The 18,853-nt window shown below is 62.4% G+C and carries 28 protein-coding genes; 10 read left to right on the top strand and 18 right to left on the bottom strand.

What is annotated here, in order from left to right:
- Positions 1-10: 10 nt before the first annotated feature.
- Positions 11-1,372, bottom strand: a complete 1,362-nt coding sequence (gene hmgA / locus E7681_RS15830) for a homogentisate 1,2-dioxygenase (protein ID WP_136340235.1) — start codon at positions 1,370-1,372, stop codon at positions 11-13.
- A 71-nt stretch (positions 1,373-1,443) separates the two neighbouring features.
- Between hmgA and E7681_RS15835 the strand changes: the two genes are divergently transcribed.
- Positions 1,444-1,890 carry a MarR family winged helix-turn-helix transcriptional regulator gene (locus tag E7681_RS15835; RefSeq protein WP_136340236.1) on the top strand — a complete coding sequence of 149 codons (447 nt, stop codon included), beginning with the start codon at positions 1,444-1,446 and terminating at the stop codon, positions 1,888-1,890.
- Here E7681_RS15835 and E7681_RS15840 read toward each other — a convergent pair.
- From E7681_RS15840 to ffh, 12 genes are all read right to left on the bottom strand, one after another.
- Positions 1,887-2,696 (bottom strand): division plane positioning ATPase MipZ, encoded by an 810-nt coding sequence (locus E7681_RS15840; RefSeq protein ID WP_136340237.1) that lies wholly within the window; start codon positions 2,694-2,696, stop codon positions 1,887-1,889. The genes E7681_RS15835 and E7681_RS15840 overlap by 4 nt on opposite strands.
- A gap of 195 nt (positions 2,697-2,891) precedes the next feature.
- Positions 2,892-3,113 (bottom strand): 50S ribosomal protein L31, encoded by a 222-nt coding sequence (rpmE, locus tag E7681_RS15845; RefSeq protein ID WP_136340238.1) that lies wholly within the window; start codon positions 3,111-3,113, stop codon positions 2,892-2,894.
- 11 nt (positions 3,114-3,124) lie between these two features.
- Positions 3,125-3,508, bottom strand: coding sequence for a 50S ribosomal protein L19 (gene rplS, locus E7681_RS15850; RefSeq protein ID WP_136340239.1), 384 nt, complete (start codon positions 3,506-3,508; stop codon positions 3,125-3,127).
- Positions 3,509-3,781: 273 nt separating this feature from the next.
- On the bottom strand, positions 3,782-4,582 hold the full coding sequence (gene trmD / locus E7681_RS15855; RefSeq protein ID WP_136340240.1) for a tRNA (guanosine(37)-N1)-methyltransferase TrmD: 801 nt from the start codon (positions 4,580-4,582) through the stop codon (positions 3,782-3,784).
- 10 nt (positions 4,583-4,592) lie between these two features.
- Positions 4,593-5,492 (bottom strand): MATE family efflux transporter, encoded by a 900-nt coding sequence (locus E7681_RS15860; RefSeq protein ID WP_136340241.1) that lies wholly within the window; start codon positions 5,490-5,492, stop codon positions 4,593-4,595.
- Between the two features lie 48 nt (positions 5,493-5,540).
- A complete protein-coding gene (locus tag E7681_RS15865; RefSeq protein WP_136340242.1) occupies positions 5,541-6,380 on the bottom strand; it encodes a hypothetical protein in 840 nt (279 codons plus the stop codon).
- On the bottom strand, positions 6,377-6,889 hold the full coding sequence (gene rimM / locus E7681_RS15870; protein WP_136340243.1) for a ribosome maturation factor RimM: 513 nt from the start codon (positions 6,887-6,889) through the stop codon (positions 6,377-6,379). The genes E7681_RS15865 and rimM overlap by 4 nt, the downstream gene beginning before the upstream one ends.
- A gap of 129 nt (positions 6,890-7,018) precedes the next feature.
- A complete protein-coding gene (gene rpsP, locus E7681_RS15875; protein WP_136340244.1) occupies positions 7,019-7,372 on the bottom strand; it encodes a 30S ribosomal protein S16 in 354 nt (117 codons plus the stop codon).
- A 70-nt stretch (positions 7,373-7,442) separates the two neighbouring features.
- Complete coding sequence (locus E7681_RS15880; protein WP_136340245.1) at positions 7,443-7,739, bottom strand: chorismate mutase; 297 nt, start codon at positions 7,737-7,739, stop codon at positions 7,443-7,445.
- On the bottom strand, positions 7,732-8,334 hold the full coding sequence (locus E7681_RS15885) for a GNAT family N-acetyltransferase (RefSeq protein ID WP_136340246.1): 603 nt from the start codon (positions 8,332-8,334) through the stop codon (positions 7,732-7,734). The genes E7681_RS15880 and E7681_RS15885 overlap by 8 nt, the downstream gene beginning before the upstream one ends.
- Complete coding sequence (locus E7681_RS15890; protein WP_136340247.1) at positions 8,334-8,885, bottom strand: GNAT family N-acetyltransferase; 552 nt, start codon at positions 8,883-8,885, stop codon at positions 8,334-8,336. The genes E7681_RS15885 and E7681_RS15890 overlap by 1 nt, the downstream gene beginning before the upstream one ends.
- A gap of 4 nt (positions 8,886-8,889) precedes the next feature.
- Positions 8,890-10,407 carry a signal recognition particle protein gene (gene ffh / locus E7681_RS15895; RefSeq protein WP_136340248.1) on the bottom strand — a complete coding sequence of 506 codons (1,518 nt, stop codon included), beginning with the start codon at positions 10,405-10,407 and terminating at the stop codon, positions 8,890-8,892.
- A 360-nt stretch (positions 10,408-10,767) separates the two neighbouring features.
- On the opposite strand from ffh, the gene E7681_RS15900 reads away from it, so the two are divergent.
- On the top strand, positions 10,768-10,992 hold the full coding sequence (locus E7681_RS15900) for a hypothetical protein (protein ID WP_136340249.1): 225 nt from the start codon (positions 10,768-10,770) through the stop codon (positions 10,990-10,992).
- A 59-nt stretch (positions 10,993-11,051) separates the two neighbouring features.
- Here the strand turns inward: E7681_RS15900 and E7681_RS15905 are convergent, their stop codons facing one another.
- Positions 11,052-11,645 carry an FMN-dependent NADH-azoreductase gene (locus E7681_RS15905; RefSeq protein WP_136340250.1) on the bottom strand — a complete coding sequence of 198 codons (594 nt, stop codon included), beginning with the start codon at positions 11,643-11,645 and terminating at the stop codon, positions 11,052-11,054.
- Positions 11,646-11,765: 120 nt separating this feature from the next.
- Here E7681_RS15905 and E7681_RS15910 point away from each other — a divergent pair, with 120 nt between their 5' ends.
- Both E7681_RS15910 and E7681_RS15915 read left to right on the top strand, forming a co-directional pair.
- Positions 11,766-12,638 (top strand): LysR family transcriptional regulator, encoded by an 873-nt coding sequence (locus E7681_RS15910; protein ID WP_136340251.1) that lies wholly within the window; start codon positions 11,766-11,768, stop codon positions 12,636-12,638.
- Between the two features lies 1 nt (position 12,639).
- Complete coding sequence (locus E7681_RS15915) at positions 12,640-13,521, top strand: DMT family transporter (protein ID WP_136340252.1); 882 nt, start codon at positions 12,640-12,642, stop codon at positions 13,519-13,521.
- A 2-nt stretch (positions 13,522-13,523) separates the two neighbouring features.
- Here the strand turns inward: E7681_RS15915 and E7681_RS15920 are convergent, their stop codons facing one another.
- The gene (locus E7681_RS15920; RefSeq protein WP_136340253.1) at positions 13,524-13,871 is read right to left on the bottom strand and encodes an ArsR/SmtB family transcription factor; all 348 of its coding nucleotides are present in this window, start codon (positions 13,869-13,871) and stop codon (positions 13,524-13,526) included.
- A gap of 263 nt (positions 13,872-14,134) precedes the next feature.
- Between E7681_RS15920 and E7681_RS15925 the strand changes: the two genes are divergently transcribed.
- The 5 genes from E7681_RS15925 (at position 14,135) to E7681_RS15945 (ending at position 16,691) form a co-directional block, all read left to right on the top strand.
- Positions 14,135-14,464 (top strand): AtpZ/AtpI family protein, encoded by a 330-nt coding sequence (locus E7681_RS15925; RefSeq protein WP_136340254.1) that lies wholly within the window; start codon positions 14,135-14,137, stop codon positions 14,462-14,464.
- Positions 14,465-14,466: 2 nt separating this feature from the next.
- Positions 14,467-15,225 (top strand): F0F1 ATP synthase subunit A, encoded by a 759-nt coding sequence (locus E7681_RS15930; RefSeq protein ID WP_136340255.1) that lies wholly within the window; start codon positions 14,467-14,469, stop codon positions 15,223-15,225.
- Positions 15,226-15,281: 56 nt separating this feature from the next.
- A complete protein-coding gene (locus E7681_RS15935; protein ID WP_136340256.1) occupies positions 15,282-15,506 on the top strand; it encodes a F0F1 ATP synthase subunit C in 225 nt (74 codons plus the stop codon).
- An 82-nt stretch (positions 15,507-15,588) separates the two neighbouring features.
- Positions 15,589-16,128 carry a F0F1 ATP synthase subunit B' gene (locus E7681_RS15940; protein ID WP_136340257.1) on the top strand — a complete coding sequence of 180 codons (540 nt, stop codon included), beginning with the start codon at positions 15,589-15,591 and terminating at the stop codon, positions 16,126-16,128.
- 5 nt (positions 16,129-16,133) lie between these two features.
- Positions 16,134-16,691 carry a F0F1 ATP synthase subunit B gene (locus E7681_RS15945; RefSeq protein ID WP_136340258.1) on the top strand — a complete coding sequence of 186 codons (558 nt, stop codon included), beginning with the start codon at positions 16,134-16,136 and terminating at the stop codon, positions 16,689-16,691.
- A gap of 54 nt (positions 16,692-16,745) precedes the next feature.
- Here the strand turns inward: E7681_RS15945 and E7681_RS15950 are convergent, their stop codons facing one another.
- On the bottom strand, positions 16,746-17,513 hold the full coding sequence (locus E7681_RS15950; protein ID WP_136340259.1) for a FadR/GntR family transcriptional regulator: 768 nt from the start codon (positions 17,511-17,513) through the stop codon (positions 16,746-16,748).
- 165 nt (positions 17,514-17,678) lie between these two features.
- Entirely contained in the window at positions 17,679-18,137 is a 459-nt protein-coding gene (locus E7681_RS15955) for a GNAT family N-acetyltransferase (RefSeq protein ID WP_136340260.1), read from the bottom strand.
- 94 nt (positions 18,138-18,231) lie between these two features.
- Here E7681_RS15955 and E7681_RS18895 point away from each other — a divergent pair, with 94 nt between their 5' ends.
- Positions 18,232-18,390, top strand: a complete 159-nt coding sequence (locus E7681_RS18895; RefSeq protein ID WP_168733231.1) for a hypothetical protein — start codon at positions 18,232-18,234, stop codon at positions 18,388-18,390.
- Here E7681_RS18895 and E7681_RS15960 read toward each other — a convergent pair.
- Positions 18,387-18,839 (bottom strand): GNAT family N-acetyltransferase, encoded by a 453-nt coding sequence (locus E7681_RS15960; protein ID WP_168733232.1) that lies wholly within the window; start codon positions 18,837-18,839, stop codon positions 18,387-18,389. The genes E7681_RS18895 and E7681_RS15960 overlap by 4 nt on opposite strands.
- Positions 18,840-18,853: the final 14 nt, after the last annotated feature.

The following is an 18,853-nucleotide window of genomic DNA, read 5'->3' on the forward strand; positions in this document are numbered from 1 at the left end:
CCCGGGCAGCTTACTTCTTGCCCGGAGTGCCGTCGAACTTCTTCTCGAGGCTGGTCCAGCAGTCGATGTAATCGTCCTGCAGCGGGGCCTCTTGTGCGGCGAACTGGGTCAGGTGCTGCGGGAAGCGGGTCTCGAACATGAAGGACATGGTGTTGTCCAGCTTCTCCGGCCCCAGATTGGAGTTCGACGCGCCCTCGAAGGCGTTCTTGTCCGGCCCGTGCGGCAGCATCATGTTGTGCAGGCTCATCCCGCCGGGGATGAAGCCCTGCGGTTTGGCGTCGTACTGGCCATAGATGTTGCCCATCATCTCGGACATGATGTTCTTGTGGTACCACGGAGGACGGAAGGTGTTCTCGGCCACCATCCAACGCTCGCGGAACAGCACGAAGTCGATATTCGCGGTCCCCGGCACGCCCGAGGGGGCGGTCAGCACGGTGAAAATGCTGGGATCGGGGTGATCGAACAGGATCGCGCCAACCGGGCAATAGGTGCGCAGGTCGTACTTGTAGGGCGCGTAGTTGCCGTGCCAGGCCACCACGTCCAGCGGCGACTGGCCGATCTTGGTTTCGTGGAACTGGCCGCACCATTTCACGGTCAGGGTCGAGGGGACTTCCTTATCCTCGAACGCGGCCACCGGGGCTTTGAAATCGCGCGGGTTGGCCATGCAGTTGGCGCCGATCGGGCCGCGGCCCGGCATCTCGAACTTCTGGCCGTAGTTTTCGCAGACGAAGCCGCGGCAGGGGCCTTCCAGCACCTCAACCCGGTAAACCAGACCGCGCGGGAGGATGGCGATCTCTTTGGGCTCGACGTCGATGATGCCCAGCTCGGTGAAGAAGCGCAGGCGACCCTCTTGCGGGACGACCAGCAGTTCCGAGTCGGCAGAGAAGAAGTATTCATCCACCATCGAGGCTGTCACCAGGTACACATGGCTGGCCATGCCCACCTGCGTGTTCACGTCGCCAGCCGTTGTCATGGTGCGCATGCCGGTCAGCCAGGTCAGCGGCGCATCGGTGTGCGGCACGGGATCCCAGCGGTACTGGCCCAGGCTGATCACGTCGGGATCGACGCAGGGCGCGGATTTCCAGTAGGGCAGGTCGATCTTGGTGTAGCGATGCGAGTGCTTCACGCTGGGACGAATGCGGTAGCACCAGGTACGCTCGGGCGGGTTGGCGGTGAAGGCCGTTCCCGACAGCTGTTCACCGTACAGGCCGTAATCGCATTTCTGTGGGCTGTTCATGCCTTGCGGCAAGGCACCGGGCAGCGCCTCGGTTTCGAAATCATTGCCAAAGCCGGGCATATAGCCGGGCGTCGTCCCTACCGTGTCGGGGGCCTGAGTGTAGGCGCCGGGGTGGGGCTGGGTGTGCTGATTCATCGCGCGTCCTCCATTAATGGTTGCGGAGTTAATGGTTGATTTTGTAACTAACAACAGAGAGAGGTGCCGGTATGACAAAAAATGATGAATTTCCCCTGCAGCAATTTCTGCCCTACCTGCTGAATCAAGCCGCCGAGGAAAGCAGTCTGGAATTTCAGCAGGTCTACAAGAATCGCTACGGGATGCTGCGCACCGAATGGCGTGTGCTTTTTCACCTTGGCATCTACGGGCGCATGACCGCGAAAGAGATCGGTGAGCGATCCAAGATGCACAAGACCAAGATCAGCCGCGCGGTGCAGCGTCTGGCCGAGCGGCGTTTCCTGACCCGGGATCAGGACGAGAAAGACCGCCGGTTGGAGCATCTGGAGCTGACAACAGCCGGGCAGGCAGCCTATCGCGATCTGCGTGGCGTGGCCGAACGGTATGACGTGAAACTGTCCGCCACGCTGACCCCCGAGGAAAACCGCGTGTTGCGGCAGGCTCTGGTCAAACTGGCGCGGATGTCTCCCGACGCTTAGAAGCTGGCGTCGATGCCGGGCAGGTCCAGCGCCTTCATCAGGTCGCGCAATTCCTGCCGCGCCGCGACGTTCGAGATGTTCAGCTGCTTGACGCCGATATCCCGCAGGTCCAGCAAGGTCAGCCCGCGCGGGAACAGCTCGCGGAAAATGACGCGTTCGTGGAAGCCGGGGACGACGCGGAACCCGATCCGCTTGGCCAGCGCGGCCAGCGCCTTTTCCATCTTTTCCTTGTTGACCATCTGCTGAGCGCCCAGACGGTTGCGCAGCACGACCCAGTCGATCGGCTTCAACCCGGCCTGAGCGCGCAATTGGCGGGCATTCCAGACCATTTCCGAATAGACCGACGGGCCCAGAATTTTCGTGCCGTCCGAATCCACATGGGCCAGAAGGTCGAAATCGACAAAGCTGTCGTTCAGCGGCGTGATCAGCGTGTCGGCCAGCGAATGCGCCACCTGGCTCAGGCGGGTATGCGAGCCGGGGCAGTCGATCAGGATGAAATCGTTGTCCGGTTCGACCGTTGCGATGGCCTTGGACAGGCGGTGGTCATAGGGGTTTTCGCCGGGCTTCAGCTCGTCCTGATCGATCTGGGGCAGGTCGAAATAGACCGGGCTGGGCAGGTCCAGACCGGATTCTTCGAGGAAATTCTGGCGGTTGGTCGTGTAGCGGGCAAAGGTCTTCTGCCGCAGGTCCAGATCCAGGACTGCGACTCGCTTGCCCATCCGGGCCAATGCGGTGGCGACATGCATCGAAACGGTCGATTTGCCTGCCCCGCCTTTTTCGTTCCCAACGACAATAATATGCGCCATTGTTACCCTATCCCGCTATACCTGCCGCGTTTTGGCCCGTCCTCCACAGGATATTGTGGCTGGCGCGGTTTTTCAAAACATTGTTGGCCTTTTGGCGCCTTCCTTCGCATCTGTTGCAGGAATTTGGAAGGCCCTGCACAGAAAAAGAAAAACCCCGCCAGAGGCGGGGTTTTCCAAACAGAACGCTGCGCAGGATCAGAAGCCCAGGCCGGCGTACTTGTTCTTGAACTTCGAGACGCGACCGCCGGCGTCCATCAGGCGCGACGAACCGCCGGTCCATGCGGGGTGCACGGAGGGGTCGATGTCCAGCGACATGGTATCGCCTTCTTTGCCCCAGGTCGAACGCATGGTGACCAGGGTGCCGTCGGTCATTTTCACTTCGATGAAGTGGTAGTCGGGGTGAATGCCTTCTTTCATCGATCTGATCCTTATGCTTCGGCGCCGTCTTTGGGCTTGTAGTTGGCAACTTCTGCGATACGGGCCGATTTGCCACGGCGAGTGCGCAGGTAGTACAGTTTGGCGCGACGAACGCGGCCACGACGCACCACGGTGATGCTGTCGATGTTGGTCGAGAACAGCGGGAACACACGCTCCACGCCTTCGCCAAACGAAATCTTGCGGACGGTGAACGAACCGGCAATGCCCGAGCCGTTCTTGCGGCTGATGCAAACGCCTTCGTAGTCCTGAACGCGGGTACGGGTGCCTTCGGTCACCTTGTAGCCGACGCGAACGGTGTCACCGGGTTTGAAGTCGGGGATGTTTTTCCCCAGGGCGGCGATTTGCTCCGCCTCCAGCTGTGCGATCAGATCCATCGCATATCTCCTAATCTGCTTGCGGTTTGTTCCGCAAAGTTGCTCGCGTCCTCAGAGCTCTTGTCCTTCGACCGGGTCCGCATGATGCGCCCGACAGAGATCAGGTCGTCTTTCCTTGGGTGCTTTGGTGCTTGCGTCATCTCCGGTGCGGCGCGGACAGAAGGAAGCCCGCAGTCATCGGATACAAATAACCAAAGCGTCCGAGTCGGGTTCCCGCTCGGACTTGGCGCGCTTGTAGGGAAGTTTGTCCAATGGCGCAAGGGGCGCGAGGCGTTATTCGCCCTTGTTTTTCTGGTAGGCGTCCCACATGTCCGGCCGGCGCTCGCGGGTGATCTGCTCGGCCATCTTCTGGCGCCATTCTTCGATCTTGCCGTGATGGCCCGACATTAGCACCTCGGGGATGGGGCGGTCCATCCATTCGGCGGGGCGGGTGTACTGCGGATGCTCCAGCAGCCCGTGGGAATGGCTTTCGTCCTCAATGCTGTCGGCATTGCCCAGAACCGAGGGCAACAGGCGCACCGTCGCGTCGATCATTGCCTGCGCGGCGATCTCGCCGCCGGTCAGAACGAAATCGCCCAGCGAGACCTCGGTAAATCCGTAATGGTCCAGCACGCGCTGATCCACGCCTTCGAAGCGACCGCACAAAAGGGTGACGCCATCCGCCTCGGACCATGACCGCGCCATCGCCTGATCGAACCGCCGACCGCGCGGCGACAGGTAGACCAGCGGGCAGTTGCCGCGCGCGTTCCGGGTGGCATCCTCGACCGCGGCGCCCACCACGTCGGGACGCAGCACCATGCCAGCGCCGCCGCCGGCCGGGGTGTCATCCACGTTGCGATGCTTGCCCACACCGAACGAGCGCAGGTCGGTCAGTTCCAAATTCCACTTGCCCTCGTTCAGGGCGCGGCCGGTCAGGCTTTCCTCCAGCACGCCGGGAAAGGCGTTGGGGAACAGCGTGATGACGCGAGCCGTCCAGATGCCGGGGCGCAGGGCGGGTTCGGCCATCAGGTCGCTGGGCTTGACGCTCAGGCGGATGGATTTGCGGCCGTAGGATTTTGCGGGTGTGTCGCTCATGCCGGGCGTCTTACCCGTTATCCTCCCCTGCCGCCAAGGCCTGTTTTTCGCACAATGCGTCCAGCGCTGCGGCCAAGCCGGCGTAGTCATGGGGAAACGCGGCCTCGGCCTGATGCAGGTCGTAGGGCCAGGGGAAGGCCTGGGTGTCTTCCTCCTCGGCCAGCAGGGTACGCAGCAAGTTGGCCACGCCAGAGCGGACGCGGGGATGTGGGCTTTGCAGGTATTGTTCAGCCAGAGCCGCCGTGCCGCCCAGATCGGACTGGATGAAACGAACATGCGGCGTGTCCAGTAGCGCCAGCAGTAGCAGGGGCCAGCGTTCTGTGTCGCGCATGGTATCCCCCGCGGCAAAGCTGTGGTCAAACAGCAGATCGAATGCGTCAGCGTCGTGTGCCATAAACAGATCCTGCGCTATGGCGGCGATCTGGTTTGCGGTCACGGGATCGGGCAGGCCGCGCAGGGCGTCGATGGCGTGCAACACCGTTTCGGGTGTTTGCGGGCGGTTCGTGGGCATAGCCTCCAGCGCGGCCAGCATGTCATCCATCAGCGCGTCCATCTGTGCGACTTCGGGCGTCCAGCGGTAGCGATAGATGCCGATACCGGCCGCCACAGCGCCCATCGCCAAGGGCAGCCAGACGGGCAGGGAAAGGGGCGTCAGAATAGCCAGCGCGCGGCCCAAGCCGAACAGCAGGCTGGTAACGCCGATATTGACGACGAAGGTTATAACGGCGGTCGTAGCGAGCGCGCCGAAGGACTCTGGCATCCGGCGGGTCTGCACGACCAAAGCGGCGAAAAGCAGGGCAAAGACGGGTACGATTTCCCAAGGCGCGTTTGCCCAACCCGCCAGCACGGGGGCGGCGAACAGGGGGACGACATAGAGAAGAAGACCGGAGGTGGAGTATTTGCTGAACATGTGCCGATCCTACGTGAGTCGCTCAGCCCCAGCGAATGACAAAACCGGTCATCTGTCCGGGTCGTAGCGCGGTTTGCGACGGGTGTCGGCGGGGCGTTCTGCCATCGCCAGGGACTCCTTGGCGCGATATAGAGCGCGGCCCCGCAGGGTGCCGCGGTTCATCTTCAGGAACTGCGCGCTCAGTTCTGCCGACTGGCCGGGATTATGGCGCGTCACAGGCCGGAGTTTTTCCTGCACCGTCCCGGGCACGCCCAGCAGATTCAGCAGCGCGCGACCGGGGCCGAGCGGGTCGTCGGCATAGTCCTCCAACGCGGCGACATGGACGGGGACGGGGGCAATGGCGCGGGCGATCTCTTGCGCCTCGGCGCGCAGGTCGGGGGCGGGGGTGAACTCGGCCCGGAACGCGGCGTAGTCCTGCGTCAGGCGAGAGGTGCGCAAGACATGCCGCCAGGCGCTGTTCAGAAACGCTTCGGAGTCGCGCACGGTGTAGAGGAACTCGATCTGCACATCCGGCCCGAACCGGCGGCGGGTTTCGTGGATCAGTTCCTTAGCCAACGGGATCGCCATCGGGGCGTAGCGGCGCGGCTTGCGCAAGCGCGCGCCGCGAAATCCCAGCATCATGCCCGAGAAGCTTTCGCGGCTGATCACGATCACCGGATCGTCGGGGATGCCTGCCAGAAACGCCCGTACCCCGCGCCGGAAACGCAACCGGCGCAGCAACGAGGGGAACTGACCGTAGAGACGGCCCAGAAACCGCGCGTCCCCCAGCGCCTCTTTGACGTAGATCGTGGCATAGGGGGCCAGTTTGCCCCGGTTGCGCTCCAGCAGCGCCTGAAGGCTGGTCGTCCCGGTCTTGTGAAAGCCCGCGTGGATCAGGACGCGAGTCATTCGCCCAGCAGGCCCTCGGGCGGGTCGGCGATGATGCGGCCGGCGGTCAGGTCCACGGTGGGCACTGCCGCGCGGGTAAAGGGCAGCAGAACGGTGTTCTTCAGCCCCGGCCCGTGGATTTCCAGCAGATCGCCCGCGCCGTGGTTCTGCACCGATTTCACCCGGCCCAAGGCGGTGCCGCCGGTGTCGAACACCTCCAGCCCGATCAGGTCGGCGTGATAGAATTCGTCATCAGGCAACGAGGGCAGACGATCACGCGGCACGAACAGTTCGACACCTTTCAGCGCGTCGGCCTCTTCCTTGGTCGTGACCGAGGACAGCCGCACCACAAGCCCGTTCTTGGTGGGGCGCAGCACGCCCACCTCGTAGATGTGCCGCCCGTCTTCGGTGACCAGCGGGTTGTAATCCTCGATCGCCTCGGGGTCGGCGGTAAAGCTTTTCAGCCGCACTTCGCCCTTTACGCCATAGGCGCCTGCAATCGACGCCACGCAGATCAGCTCTTTGTCCATATGGCCCTGTCCATCCTGTGTTTTTCCCACAGATACCGCGTCCTGATGCGGCGGGCAATTCGGCAAAAGAAAAGGGGCACCGCAAAGGGTGCCCCAAATCCGAAAGATGCGGCCCGAAGGCCGGGCATCTTATTCCTCGGCTGCTTCGGCGGCCTTGGCTGCTTTCTTGGCGGCCAGTTCCTGAGCGGCTTTGCCCGGGGTGCCTTTTTTCGGGTTGCTGCGCTCTTTCTTGGCGACAACACCGGCAGCTTCCAGGAAGCGTGCAACGCGGTCGGTCGGCTGTGCGCCCTGACCCAGCCAGTACTGGATGCGCTCCATGTCCAGCTTCACGCGCTCTTCGCTGTCTTTCGGCAGCAGCGGGTTGTAGGTGCCCAGCTTCTCGATGAAGCGGCCGTCGCGGGCCATGCGCGAGTCAGCAGCGACAACGCGGTAGAAGGGACGCTTTTTCGAGCCGCCACGGGCCAGACGGATTTTCATTGCCATTGTGAGATCTCCTTTAGATGGCGTTGACCGGCGATGGGCCGGTTATTTCGGTGTTCACGGGACCGGAGGCTTATTGCTGGTGCTTCCGGTGGTGTTGGATGACTTCCTGAATGATGAATTGCAGAAAGCTTTTGGCGAATTCGGGGTCCAGATCGGCGGCCAGGGCCAGCTCCTCCAGACGGGCGATTTGACGGGCCTCGCGGTCGGGGTCCGAGGGCGGCAGGTCGTGCTCGGCCTTCAGCTTGCCGACGGCCTGGGTGTGCTTGAACCGCTCGCCCAGCGTGTAGACGAGGATCGCATCCAGACGGTCGATGCTTTCGCGGTGTTCCTTCAGGATTTCCGCGGCGCGGGTCACGGCGTCAGTCAATGGGCATCCCTTTCGGTTTGAACAGCGGGTCGGCGTAGTTGGCGATCTCCATCTCGATCCCGTGGGCCAGCTGCGAGTTGCGCAGCTTTTCCGGGGTCGGATGGCGATAGACGAAATCGTTGCCGTCGACGGTGGCGGCGGCATCGTCGCGCTTGGCGCCCAGACGCTCGGCCAGACGGATCGAGTCGAGGTTCTTGGGGTCCACGTAGGACACGGCGGTTTCCCAGCCCAGAGTGTTGTACAGGTATTTGCGCGCGGCGTGGGTTGCCTCCAGCGCGTAACCGTGGCCTGCGGTTTCCGGCCAGATGATCCAGGCCAGCTCGGGCTCGGGCCATTTGGCGGGCTTCCAGCCGCCGGCCATACCCAAAGGCTTGTCCGTCACCTTGTCGTGGATCATCCACATGCCGTAGCCCCGGATCTGCCAATGGCCGATCTCGGCCGCGTACAGCATCCAGGTCTCATAGGCATTCAGCGGTCCGCCCATGAACCGCGCGCGATAGCTGGTGAAGGTCGACTTGAAGTTCGGGTAATCCTCGGGCTCGGGGCCACGCAGGATCAGGCGTTTGGTTTCCAGAACGGGGATTTCGATAGGCATTATGCGTAGGCCTCCACCGAGCCGTCGGTATCCAGATCTGCCGGGCCGGGGTGCCGATACAGCAGGTCCTGACCCATGTAGACGTTGTGGTATTCACGTTCGAACCACGCGCCCATCCGTTCGGCCAGCGCGACCGAGCGGTCATTGCCCGGCACGATGTTCGAGGTCAGCGTGGCAAAGCCCAGCTCTGCATAGGCCCATTCGCGGGCGCGCAGGGCGGCCTCATAGGCGATGCCCTTGCCCTCGAACCCGTCGAACACGACCCAACCCAGTTCGGGCTCCGGCCAGCCATGCGGGTTCCAGATGCCGGAAATCCCCGCCATCTTGCCCGAGGCTTTGTCCTCGATCGAGAAGTAGCCGTAGCCGTGCATGTGCCAGTGACCGACGTTCAGCACGAACCAGCGCCACGCATCGCTGCGGTTGTCATAGGCGCCAAAGCCCTCGGCCCGGGTGCGATCGCACAGGAAATCCATCATCGGCTCGGCGTCTTCATGACGCGGGCCGCGCAGGATCAGGCGATCGGTTTCCAGGATGGGGGCGTTGGTCAGCATTAGGTTACTTTTTCTTGCCAAAACCGCTCAGGCCGCCGGGCAGGCCCAGACCCCCGCCCAGACCGGGCAATCCGCCGGGCAGCTTGCCGCCCATCGCCTTGGCCGCCGCTTCCAGCGCCTTGGGGTCTACTTGCGACGGGTCCATGCCGGCCATGTCGGCGGGCATGCCGCCCTTGCCCATCAGGCCCTTCATCGCCTGCTTGAGCATGCCGCCCTTACCCATCTTGCCCATTTTCTTCATCATGTCGGCCATCTGGCGCTGCATCTTCAGCAGCTTGTTCAGCTCGCTGACATCCATGCCCGCGCCTGCCGCGATCCGCTTCTTGCGGCTGGCTTGCAGGATTTGCGGGTTGGCGCGCTCCATCTTGGTCATCGACTGGATCAGGGCGATCTGGCGCTTGAGGATGGTGTCGTCGAACCCGGCCTCTTTGACTTGCGCGGCCATTTTGCCCATGCCGGGCATCATGCCCATGATCGACTCCATGCCGCCCATCTTCAGCATCTGCTCCAGCTGCATCTTCAGGTCGTTCATGTTGAACTGACCCTTCTTGAAGCGGCGCATCATGCGTTCGGCCTGCTCGGCCTCGATGGTTTCCTGGGCCTTCTCGACCAGGGCCACGATGTCGCCCATGCCAAGGATACGGCCCGCGACGCGCTCGGGCTCGAAGGTTTCCAGCGCGTCCATCTTTTCGCCAAGGCCGACATATTTGATCGGCTTGCCGGTCACGGCCCGCATCGAGAGCGCAGCACCGCCGCGGCCGTCACCGTCCATCCGGGTCAGAACCACGCCGCTGATGCCGATCTTGGCGTCGAATTCCTCGGCCACCTCGACGGCGACCTGACCGGTCAGGCCATCGACCACCAGCAGGGTTTCGCGTGGGTTGACGACGTCGCGGACGTCCTCGACCTCTTTCATCAGGGTCTGGTCGATCTGCAAGCGGCCAGCGGTGTCCAGCATGTAGACGTCGTAGCCGCCCAAGGATGCCTGTGTTTTCGCGCGCTTGGCGATCTGAACGGCGGTTTCGCCCGCCACGATCGGCAGCACGTCGACGCCGATCTGCTGGCCCAGAACCTGCAGCTGCTGCATTGCCGCCGGGCGGTAGATGTCGAGCGAGGCCATCAGGACGCGCTTGCCGTCCTTATCCTTAAGGCGCTTGGCCAGCTTACCGGTGGTCGTGGTCTTACCCGAGCCCTGCAGACCCACCATCAGGATGGGGGCAGGCGGGTTGTCGACCTTCAGCGCGCCGGGCTCACCCTCGCCGCGCAGAACCTCGACCAGTGCGTCATGGACGATCTTGACGACCTGCTGACCGGGGGTAACCGACTTGGTCACGGACTGGCCGGTCGCCTGATCCTGTACTTTCTTCACGAAATCGCGGGCGACGGGCAGCGAAACGTCGGCTTCCAGCAGGGCGACGCGCACTTCGCGCAGGGCGGTTTTGACGTCCTCTTCGGACAGCGCACCCTGTTTGGTCAGCCGGTCAAAGACTCCGCCAAGGCGTTCGGACAGATTTTCAAACATTCCCGCGGCTCCTTAACCCCGTTTCAACATGGCCCTACACCTAAGCAGGACCGGCCCAAATGCCAATGTCCCCCGTGGGCGCAACGCGCTGACGGGGGGCGATCCCTGCAAAAAAGCATGGGACCGGAAGACTCAGGGGCTTCCGGATTGGTCGCGATGCGTTTAGTCTGCAATGCGAAGGGTGTCAAGTTTTCGGGCTGGACCGGGGAAATGTGCCCTTCAAACAGGCCGTGTGTGTGTTTTGCGCACCTAATTCGGCAGTTCGACGCCGAACCACCAATTAATTGGGTTGCAAGGCGACTCGCGTGCTGTATTTTTAGAGGTGAAGATTCTTCTCCTTCAACAGACAGGACTTACACTATGAAAAAGATGATTTTGGCTCTGGCCGTCACCGCCGCCGTCGCACCGGGTTTCGCTCTGGCAGGCACCCCCGTCGCAGGCACCACTGAACCCGCACCGGCAAAAGACGACGCATTCGCACCGTCGTCGCTGGCAGCTGGCTCGCTGGGTGGTTCGGGCGCAACCGCGGCTGCTATCATTGCAGTGACCGCGATCGCCGTTGCAGTTGCAGGCGGCACCGACTAATCAAGATCCCTTCTGGGATTGAGAGCGCGGCGGGAATTGTCCCGCCGCGTTTTTTTTGTTCAGGCGGCCAGGCGGGCGATGTCGTCATTGGCCGACTTCAGCGAGTCTTCGGCGTCGATCGCATAGTGGTCGGACGCAACGAACTGCACGTCCGTAATCCCAAAAAAACCAAGCATATGGCGCAGATAGCCGGACGCGAAGTCGATGTCCGACCCCATCCGGGTGCCATTCGAGGAATAGGCGACGATGGCGCGCGTGTCCTTCACCAGACCCTCGGGGCCAGCTTCGGAATAGCGGAAAGTTTCGCCCGCGCGGGCCATCTGGTCCAGCCAGGATTTCAGCTGCGAGGGCAGGGCGAAGTTGTAGATCGGCAGGCCGATCACAACCACATTCGAGGCTTTCAACTCGGCGATCAGGGCGTCCGACTGGGCGGCGATTTCAGCCTGTTCGGCGGTACGTTTGTCGGCGGGCGTGTTCACGGCGACCAGCCAGTTCGCGTCAGTTGCGGGCAGCGGATTCGCCCCCAGATCACGGGCGGTCACGGTGGCTTTGGGGTGGGCAGCGAGCAGCTTGGCGACGATGTCATCGGTCAGCTGACGCGAGATCGAGCCCTGAGTCTTGATGCTCGAATCAATGCGCAGAATGTGGGTCATGTTGAGGTTCCTTCGGTGGGGTTGTTTTCGTCTGCCTCAGAAATATGTCTTGCGTGAGCGAACACAATTTCTCAAATTGCACGGTAAATGTTTGCTGACGCACAAGTCTGGAGGCTTGAAATGGACAGCTGGGATGAAATTCGCACCGCGTATCAGGTCGCGCGGATGGGAACGGTCAGCGGTGCGGCCGAGGTGCTGGGTGTCCACCACGCAACCGTCATCCGCCATATCGACGCGCTGGAGGGGCGGCTGGGCGTCAAACTGTTCCAGCGCCACGCACGCGGCTACACGCCAACCGAAGCAGGGCACGATCTGTTGCGCGTCGCGCAAGGGGCCGACGATCAGTTCGCGCAGCTGGCCGGGCGGATCAAGGGGCGCGGTCAGGATGTCTCGGGCGAGTTGGTTATCACTTCACTTTCCGGTCTCGCGCCGCTGCTGACCCCGGTCCTGTCGGCGTTTCGGCAGGAGTATCCGGAGGTGGTGCTGCGCTACCTGACCGGCGACCGCCTGTTCCGGCTGGAATACGGCGAAGCGCATGTCGCCGTGCGTGCCGGCAGCGTGCCGCAGGATCCCGATAACGTCGTGCAACCGATGCTGCGGCAACGGTCGGGATTGTTCGCGGCCCCTTCCTATGTCGCGCGGATGGGCCTGCCATCCGGCCCCGAGGACTATCGCAATCACCAGTTCGTCGGCTCGGACCACGACACCCGCGCCCCGTTCAACAGGTGGATGTGGGAAAACGTCCCCTCGGAAAACATCATCTTCCGCAGCACCGACGGCCGCGCCGTCAATCTGGCCGTGCTAGAGGGGATCGGCATCGGCTTTCTGCCCCAGTGGGAAGCCTGCCGTTACCCCGATCTGGTCGAAGTCTGCCCCGCGCACCCAGATTGGGAGGCCCCCCTGTGGTTGGTCACCCATATGGCACTGCACCGCACGACAAAAGTGCAGGCATTCCTGAGCTTCCTCAAGGATCACGCAAAGGATTGGACCTGACATGAACCAGGCCATGCGCGGCCATGCGGCCATGCTGTTGTTCTCGGCTCTGGTCGCCGGGTCGTTTTCGCTGGGCGTTCTGGCGGCCCCGCATATCGCGCCGACCGCGCTGAATGTCGTCAGATTTGCCATCGCTTCGGTGCTGGTCGGGACGGCGGCGCTGCTGACCACCGGCATCCCCCGCACGGCCTGGCGCGCGCCCTGGCGATACTTCGCCTTGGGCGGCACCTTCGCGATCTACTTCGTCCTGATGTTCCAGGGCCTGAAAACGGCAGCCCCGGTCTCGGCGGCCGCGGTGTTTACCCTGACTCCGATCCTCAGCGCCGTTGCGGGTTATTTCATGCTGCGCCAGATCACCACCCGCTGGATGGCTGCCGCGTTGGCTATCGGTGGGGCGGGTGCCGTCTGGGTGATCTTCCGCGCCGACCTACAGGCCCTGATGAATTTTCACATGGGCCAAGGAGAGATCATCTATTTCTGGGGCTGCGTCGCCCACGCCATATATACGCCGATGGTGCGCAAACTGAACCGGGGCGAGCCCGCCGTGGTGTTCACCTTCGGGATGCTGGTGGCCTGCTTTCTGGTCGTGGGCGCCTGGGGCTGGCGCGACATCGTCGAAACCGATTGGGCTGCGCTACCCGCCATTGTCTGGGTGACGATCCTCTATGTCGCGGTCTTTGCCAGCGCGGTCACCTTTGTGCTGCTGCAATACGCCTCGCTCCGGCTGCCATCAGCCAAGGTCATGGCTTACACCTACCTCACCCCGACCTGGGTTCTGGTGTGGGAGTTCTTCATGGGCCACGGCACCCCGCCCGGCCTTGTACTGATCGGCGTCGGTCTCAGCATCGTCGCACTTGTCATGTTGCTCGAAGGGGACCGATAAACTCAGTCGGGATCGACCGAAGTGTCCGTCAATTCGGTCTCCAGGAAACGCTCGAACGCGTCTAGGTTCACCGCTTCGAACTGGCCAAAGCTTTGCATCCAGACGCTCGCCCCGCGCAGCGCGTCGGGCTCCAGCTTGCACCACTTCACCCGCCCGCGTTTCTCCTGGCTGATCAGCCCGGCCCCCGCCAAAATCGCCAGATGCTTCGAGATCGCCGCCAGCGACATCTGGAACGGCTCGGCCACGTCGGTGACGGCCATGTCGTCCTCCAGCAGCATCGACAAGATTTCGCGCCGCGTCGGGTCGGCCAGGGCCGCGAATACGGCATCAAGGGAAAGGGCCTGTGTCATGCAGCCTGCGTTACCCACGGGGAAAGCTCTGGTCAACACAATGCCCGCCCCGCTGCACAAAGATCAACCGATCAGTTGAATATACGGAATCCGAGTTGGTATCGCTAACGCCCGACTGCGCCCCCTTCAGCCTTGTTTCTTTCTGATTAAAAATACTCAATAAAACAACAGCTTGAGGCCAGTGAAACGGGCCGGAATGCGCGCTTGACTCAGGGCTCGCCGCGCCGTAGCAAGTCGGCAATCGTCCGAAGGGGGTTTTGCGCGTGACCGATCCCGACCAGAAACTCGAAATGGAGCGTCTGGAAGCCAGGATCGCGGCAGCGAAAGCGGCCCAGTCTCCGAAACCCCGCGCGGACGAGCACTACTCTCTGGCCAATCAGGCCTGGCGAATGGTGATTGAACTGGTTTCCGGTCTTGGGATCGGGTTTGGCATAGGATACGGGCTGGACAGCCTGTTCGGGACGATCCCGATCTTCCTTGTCATTTTCACATTGTTGGGTCTCGCGGCGGGCATTCAGACCATGATCCGCACGTCGAAAGAGATCCAGGAACAGACATTGGCCGATCAGGCCGAGAAGGACGAGAGGGCATAGACGTGGCAACCGAAGCACATGGCGCCGAAGAGGGCGGTCTGGTTTTCCACCCGATGGACCAATTCATCGTGAAGCCGCTGTTCGGCGGTGACACCATTGAATGGTACACCATCACCAACGTGACCCTGTGGATGGCCCTGGCGGTCGTCGCTGTCATCGCGATGATGGTGCTGGGCACCTCGCGCCGCGCCACCGTGCCGTCGCGCAGCCAGTCGATCGGCGAGCTGGCCTATGTCTTCGTCTACAAGATGGTCGAGGATGTCGCCGGTAAGGACGCGATCAAGTTCTTCCCCTACATCATGACCCTGTTCATGTTTATCGTTTTCGCGAACTTCCTGGGTCTGATTCCCATGAGCTTCACCACCACCTCGCACTTCGCTGTGACCGTGGTGCTGGCGCTGCTGGTGTTCCTGACCGTCACCATCACCGGTTTCGTGAAGAACGGCATGCACTTCCTGGGCCTGTTCTGGGTTAGCTCGGCGCCGCTGCCGCTGCGTCCGATCCTGGCCATCATCGAACTGATCTCGTACTTCGTGCGCCCCGTCAGCCACAGCATTCGTCTTGCTGGCAACGTGATGGCCGGCCACGCCGTGATCAAGGTTTTCGCGGGCTTCGCTGCCATTGCGGCTGTCAGCCCCGTCTCGGTGATCGCGATCACCGCCATGTACGGTCTCGAGGTCCTGGTGGCCTTCATTCAGGCCTACGTGTTCACCATTCTGACCTGCGTGTACCTGAAGGATGCGCTGCATCCGTCGCACTAAGGTCCGGCACTCTACAACCTACTAAATTCCAACTTCCAATCGTAAGGAGATACATCATGGAAGGCGATCTGGCACACATCGGCGCAGGCCTGGCAGCAATCGGTTCGGGCGCAGCCGCTATCGGTGTGGGTAACGTTGCAGGCAACTACCTGGCAGGCGCTCTGCGCAACCCGTCGGCAGCTGCTTCGCAGACCGCGACCCTGTTCATCGGCATCGCATTCGCAGAAGCCCTGGGGATCTTCTCGTTCCTGGTCGCTCTGCTGCTGATGTTCGCCGTCTAATCCTTACGGAACACATCCTTACGGCCGGGTGGGCGCGCGTTGCGTCCGCCCGGTGTAACCGGAAGTTCCCAAGGAGGACGATATGGCGACGCAAACGCACGAAGCCGCAGGTCAAGCCGCTGAGGCCGCCGCACCCGGCATGCCGCAGCTGGACTTTTCGAACTGGGGCAACCAGATTTTCTGGCTTCTGGTCACGCTTGTCGTGATCTACTTCGTCCTGTCGCGCATCGCGCTGCCCCGCATTGCTGCGGTTCTGGCCGAGCGTCAGGGGACCATCACCAACGACATCGCCGCAGCTGAAGAGCTGAAGGCGAAGGCTGTTGACGCGGAAAACGCTTACAACAAGGCTCTGGCTGACGCCCGTGCCGAAGCGCAGCGCATCATCGCCGAAACCAAGGCCGAAATTCAGGCCGATCTGGACGCCGCGACCGCCAAGGCCGACGCCGAGATCGCCGCGAAAGTGGCTGAGGGCGAAACTGTCATCGCCGGAATTCGTGCGACTGCCCTGGACGCCGTCAAGGTCGTCGCAAAGGACACCGCAGCCGAGATCGTTGCCGCACTGAGCGGCGAGGCCGATGCCGCAACCGTGGACGCAGCCGTGGCTGCCCGGATCAAGGGGTAAGAGACATGCGTAAACTTGCAACTCTGCTGGCCCTGACCGCGGCAACCCCTGCATTTGCTGCCTCGGGTCCGTTCTTCTCGCTGCACAACACGAACTTCATCGTGCTGTTGGCCTTCATCCTGTTCATCCTGGTCCTGATCAAGTTCAAGGTCCCGGGCATGCTGGGCAAGATGCTGGACAAGCGGGCTGATGACATCAAATCCGAACTGGACGAAGCACGCACCCTGCGTGACGAAGCCCAGGCGCTGCTGGCCTCGTACGAGCGCAAGCAGAAGGAAGTGAAGGATCAGGCCGATCGCATCGTCGCCCACGCCCGCGAAGAGGCCAAACTGGCCGCCGAGCAGGCAAAAGCCGACCTGCAAAAGACCATCGCACGCCGTCTGAAAGCCGCAGAAGATCAGATCTCCTCGGCCGAAGCAGCAGCCATCCGCGATGTGCGTGACCAAGCCATTGCCATCGCCATCGGCGCTGCCAATGACGTGATCGCCAAGCAGATGACCGCAGCCGAAGGCAACAAGCTGATCGACGCAGCCATCGCCGAAGTCGACGCGAAACTGCACTGATCTTTGGGACATTCCCGAACGAATAACCCGCGCTACTGCGCGGGTTTTTTCGTTTCAACGGGCTTTTTCGTGGTCGAAACGCTGTTGGGCGATCTTTTCGTTCTGCTCGGCCTTTTGCTGGTCGGACAGGGACGCTTTGACGTAGTCCAGATGCGCCTCGACGGCGGCGCGTGAGCCTTCGGGGTCGCGGGCCTGCAGGGCGTCGTTGATAGCGCGGTGCTGGTTCAGCAGCGTGTCGCGGGTGGTGCGTTGTTTGAACATGATCTGACGATTGTAGAACACGCCCTCGCGCAGCAGCTGGTACATCGAGCGCATCATGTGCAGCATGACCACGTTGTGGCTGGCCTCGATGATCGCAAGGTGGAAATCGGCGTCCAGGCGGGCCTCGTCTCCGGGGTCGCGTTTCAGGTGGGCCGAGGCCATTTTGTCGAAAATCGTCTGGATGACTTTCAGGTCCGTATCCGAGGCTAAACGCGCCGCACGCTCAGCAGCTAGTCCCTCCATGTCGCGGCGGAACGATATGTAGTCAAAAACCGCCTCGTCGTGGGAGGCGAAAAGTTTGACGAGGGCGTCGGAAAAGGCGGAGCCTAGGACGTCGGCGACGTAGATGCCGGCGCCAGCTTTGGTGGTCAGCAGGCCCTTGTCCTGCAGCTCGGCCACGGCTTCGCGCAGCGACGGACGGGACACGCCCAGCCGGTCAGACAGTTCCCGTTCCGAGGGCAGCCGCTCTCCGGGCCGCAAAATTCCGCGTAAAATCAATAGCTCAATCTGGCGCGTCACGGCGGCAGAGAGTTTCTCGGGCTGAACTTTCTGGAAGGGCATAGCGGGTCTCTTTTGGTAAAACCATATGACCACGCCGCAATTCTGGCAAGCTGATCTATGCCGGAATCGCATATGTCCGCGCGCATCCGGCGGGCAAACTTCCCTGTGGTTTGTGTGGTTTTCCCGCCAAACCACAGGGATTGCCGAAAGGGGCGATTTTCGCGGTCAAACCGGCCGGGTGAAGGTCAACGAGGTGGGGCGGTCGTAGCCTTCGTGCCGGGTGGCATCGGTCTGCACAAAGCCCATCGCGCGAAAGGTGGCGTGGTTCTCGACCAGCTCGATCCGGGTTTGCAGGGTGACGCTGGGCAGGCCCAGATCGCGGGCGCGGGTGACGGCGTGTTCGATCATCTGGCGGGCCAGACCCTGCCCGCGCCGGGTGGCGTCAACGGCCAGCTTGCCAAGATAGAGCGTGTCCGGCTTGGCGGTCAGGATCATGCAGGCGACGGGGGTGCCGGCATCCTCGATCACCCAGAGCTCTTTGGTGGCGGCCTCGGTCGCCAGCGTCGCGGGCGTCATGCGGCCCAGAGAGGACGGCGGATTAATCCGCCCTTCCATGTAGGCGAAGGCGGAAACCAGCAACGCGTGGACCGCGTCGAAATCATAAGGGGCATGAACCTGTTTCATGCTAAGAGATCAGCGTGAGCACAGGCCGTGGTCAAGGGCCTTGCGCGCGCCCGCGCGCTTTGGCATGTGACGACGATCACAAGAGGACCAGACAATGGACTATAGCAAGATGGGTGGCGCCAAATCCGGCTCGAACAAGCCGCGCCACAAGGAACACAACGAGCCGGGGACGGACAAAACCCCCTACGGCAAGAAACCCGTCAAGGCGGCGCTGCTGGAACGGATGAAGAAAGCGGCCGAGAAAAAGGACTAAAGCCTTTTTCCCATGAACAGGCTGGCGGGGTGGTCCTGGTAATCGCCAAACCGCCCGCGCACGGCATATCCGAGCGAAGTGTAAAGGCCCACGGCGGCCTTTAGCTTGTCGCCGGTTTCCAGCAGGACTTCGGGTAGGTGCATGTCCGCGGCGTGGGTTTCCAGCGCCGCCATCAGGGCGCGCGCCGCGCCCGTGCCCCGCGCCTGCGGGGTGACGAACAGGCGCTTCACCTCGCCGTATTCGCTGCAATTCACCAGCGCGACGCAGCCCAGGGCGGTGCCGTCCTGACGGGCGACGAGGAAGGTGATCTCGGGGCTGTCCAGTTCCTCGGCGGTGAAGGTAAAGCATTCGTCGGCCGTGTAGACCGAGCGCAGCGCCTGTTCAGAGCCGTCAATCAGCATGCGCCCGTCAGGTGTCAGCGGGCTTTCGGCGGCGATGGTCAGGGGCATTTGCACTCTCTCCG

This window comes from Thalassobius vesicularis (assembly GCF_004799325.1).
GTDB lineage: Bacteria > Pseudomonadota > Alphaproteobacteria > Rhodobacterales > Rhodobacteraceae > Thalassobius > Thalassobius vesicularis.